The organism is Mesorhizobium sp. P5_C1, assembly GCF_054049815.1.
Window position 1 is genome coordinate 1 of record NZ_JBFULQ010000581.1, and the last position, 3,286, is coordinate 3,286.

General features: G+C 62.1%; 3 protein-coding genes. 2 read left to right on the forward strand and 1 reads right to left on the reverse strand.

The window, feature by feature from the left end; all coding sequences use genetic code 11:
* Window positions 1-84: 84 nt before the first annotated feature.
* Window positions 85-729, reverse strand: a complete 645-nt coding sequence (locus ACXJ7R_RS28215; RefSeq protein ID WP_095081741.1) for a hypothetical protein — start codon at window positions 727-729, stop codon at window positions 85-87.
* A 220-nt stretch (window positions 730-949) separates the two neighbouring features.
* On the opposite strand from ACXJ7R_RS28215, the gene ACXJ7R_RS28220 reads away from it, so the two are divergent.
* Window positions 950-2,629: an electron transfer flavoprotein-ubiquinone oxidoreductase gene (locus ACXJ7R_RS28220; protein WP_457154691.1), complete on the forward strand. Its 1,680-nt coding sequence runs from the start codon at window positions 950-952 to the stop codon at window positions 2,627-2,629.
* Window positions 2,630-2,692: 63 nt separating this feature from the next.
* The coding region (locus tag ACXJ7R_RS28225; RefSeq protein ID WP_457154692.1) for a DUF922 domain-containing protein at window positions 2,693-3,286 on the forward strand (594 nt) is incomplete at its 3' end.

Here is a 3,286-nt window from a genome sequence, read left to right on the forward strand (position 1 = left end):
GGTCCTGTCTGTTGTTTGGGGAAGCGGCAGTCATGGCGGCACATTCGTCCGCATGACGGGAATTTGCAAGGCTGGCCGCTTGCTCTAGCCCGTCGGTATGCGTGGGTCCTGCACCAGATAGAACGTCCAGCGCGGCGTATAGTCGGTCATCAGGAATTCGAACCTGGCGGTTTTCAGAGGGTCGACTTTGCCGTTCTTGAACAGCAGGCGGTCATAGGGTTCGAAATCGCGATCGAAATCGGCGAAAGAGCTCGACCAGATATTGTCGGGTGTCTTGTTGCGCTGGTCGAACGAAAGTCCGTCGCCGAACACGCTTGGCTGGTTCAGGATTTCTTGCAGCTCGAACTGGAATTCGACCCAGGCCTGGCCGCTGTTGTTGAGCACGTCGATGCGCATATACATGACGCCATTGGCGAATTCGCCGGCCTTGCCGAAGGCCTGGATCGGCTTTGTCGTGCGGATGGTCAGCGTCACCGGCGTTGACGAATTCAGCTCTTCGGTGATGACCAGCGGATCGTCCTTGGTGCCGATGCCCGAAGCGCCGGTGATGTGGAAGCCGCCGAGCTCGTCGGAGAAGGAGTAGGCGCCCGTGGCCCAGACTTTCACCTCGTCCGCGGCAACGTGACCCGGTGCCAGCATCGGAAGGGCCAAAAGAAGCGCCCGGCAGGCCCGGCCGGGCGTCGATGGAAAGCGCGTCGATGAAAAGCCGCCTGGCCCAGGAATGCGCATGGTATGAAGTATGGCCGATAAGCGAGCCGTCGAACAATTAAAAACGTAGGCGCAGACGGCCCTGCAAGACGAAATCAGCCACTAAGCCCACGCGATGCGCGACTTTTTGGCCAAAACGGCATTGTCACGTATGCGCCGGTTTCCTGTCGCCAATTGATGCGCTATGCAGCGCAGGAGCCAGCAAGATACCCGAATGGGATAAGCCAGTGCGGAGGGGTTGATGAGCGACATCGAACGCGAAAGCATGGAATTCGACGTGGTCATTGTCGGCGCCGGCCCGGCCGGCCTCGCCGCCGCCATCCGCCTCAAGCAGGTCAATCCCGAACTCTCGGTCGTCGTCCTGGAAAAGGGCGGTGAAGTCGGCGCCCATATCCTCTCCGGCGCCGTCGTCGATCCGATCGGCATCGACCGGCTGCTGCCGGGCTGGCGCGACGAGGAAGGCCATCCTTTCAAGACGCCGGTGACCGACGATCATTTCCTGGTGCTTGGTCCGGCCGGCTCGTTCCGTCTGCCCAATATCCTGATGCCGCCGCTTATGAACAATCACGGCAACTACATCGTTTCGCTGGGCAATGTCTGCCGCTGGCTGGCGACCAAGGCCGAGGCGCTTGGCGTCGAGATCTATCCGGGCTTTGCCGCGGCCGACTTGCTCTACAATGAGGAAGGCGCCGTCACCGGCGTCGTCACCGGCGACATGGGCGTCGAGAAGGACGGTACGCACGGCCCGGGCTTTGCGCCTGGCATGGCGCTGATGGGCAAATATGTGCTGATCGGCGAGGGGGCGCGCGGTTCGCTCGCCAAGCAGTTGATCGCCAAATACAAGCTGTCCGATGGCCGCGAGCCCGGCAAATACGGCATCGGCCTCAAGGAACTCTGGCAGGTCAAGCCGGAAAACCACCGGCCGGGGCTGGTCCAGCATTCCTTCGGCTGGCCGCTCGACATGAAGACCGGCGGAGGCTCGTTCCTTTACCATCTCGAGGACAACCAGGTGGCGGTGGGCTTCGTGCTCCACCTCAATTACAAGAACCCCTGGCTGTCGCCGTTCGAGGAGTTCCAGCGTTTCAAGACGCATCCGGCGATCAGAGGCACCTTCGAGGGTGCCAAGCGCCTGGGCTATGGTGCGCGCGCCATCACCGAAGGCGGCTGGCAGTCGGTGCCGAAACTGTCGTTCCCCGGTGGCGCGCTGATGGGCTGCGCGGCCGGTTTCGTCAACGTGCCGCGCATCAAGGGCTCACACAATGCGGTGCTGTCCGGCATGCTGGCGGCCGAACATGTCGCCGAGGCGATCGGAGCCGGTCGCGCCAATGACGAGCTCTCCTCCTACGAAGCGGCCTGGCGGGCGACCGACATCGGCAAGGACCTGAAGAAGGTGCGCAATGTCAAACCGCTATGGTCGCGCTTTGGCACCATCGTCGGCGTCGGTCTCGGCGGCCTCGATATGTGGCTGAACACGCTGTTCGGCGTCTCGCCCTTCGGCACGCTGAAGCATGGCAAGGCCGACTATGCGACGCTTGAGCCTGCCGCCCAGCACCAGAAGATCGCCTATCCGAAGCCCGACGGCGTGCTGACCTTCGACCGCTTGTCCTCGGTGTTCCTGTCGAACACCAATCACGAGGAAAACGAGCCGGTGCATCTGCTGGTCGGCGACATGGCCCTGCAGCAGCGTTCCGAACACGATGTCTTTGCCGGACCCTCGACGCGCTATTGTCCGGCCGGCGTTTATGAGTGGGTAGACAAGGATGGCAACGCCGCCGCCGATCCGGCGGCGAAGGATGTGCGCTTCGTTATCAACGCGCAGAACTGCGTCCACTGCAAGACCTGCGACATCAAGGATCCGAACCAGAACATCAACTGGGTCCCACCGCAGGGCGGCGAGGGACCGGTCTACCAAGGCATGTAAAGTGGACCGCGCTGGCGGTACTGTGCCGCCAGTCCACCCATCGTCGTTGGAAAGGAGCCGGATATGCGCTTGCTCATTCTTTCAGGTCTGGCGATCGTTGGCGCCTTGTGCGGTTCCGCGACGGCTGCATCGGCAGGCGTGAAAATCCTGGTCAAGACGCAGACATACGACATCTCCGGCAAGACCGGAGAGGCTCTGATCGAGTCCATGGACAGCAACGGGCCAAGGCATGGCTTCATGGCTCGCGCCATCGCACAGACCAGCTATACAAAGGCTTGGGAGTTCGATCTTGTTGAGGTCAAGGGCACCTGCAGCATCGGGCAAGTCAACGGAACGCTCAACCTGAATTTTACCTATCCCCGTGTCGCGTCCGCCCTCCCGCCGGCCCTCAACAAGCGCTGGGCGCGTTTCTTCGCCGGCGTTCGCACGCATGAGGAGACCCATGGCGACATTGCCAGGCAGATGATGCGTGCGACCGAGAAGTCGCTCAGGGGCCTGACAGTCCCCAATGACTCCCAGTGTTCCAAGGCACGGCGTGAGGCGCGGCGGCGGATCGACGCGGTTTTTGTCGACTATGAAGCCAGGCAGAATGCCTTCGACGCGCGCGAACACCGGGAAGGCGGTCACGTGGAATATCTGGTCGAGGCCCTGGAGCGG

What these genes read in the sequence shown, in the direction of transcription:
- ACXJ7R_RS28215 (WP_095081741.1), bottom strand. Translation starts at nt 729, where the DNA reads ATGCGCATTCCTGGGCCAGGCGGCTTTTCATCGACGCGCTTTCCATCG.
- ACXJ7R_RS28220 (WP_457154691.1), top strand. Translation starts at nt 950, where the DNA reads ATGAGCGACATCGAACGCGAAAGCATGGAATTCGACGTGGTCATTGTC.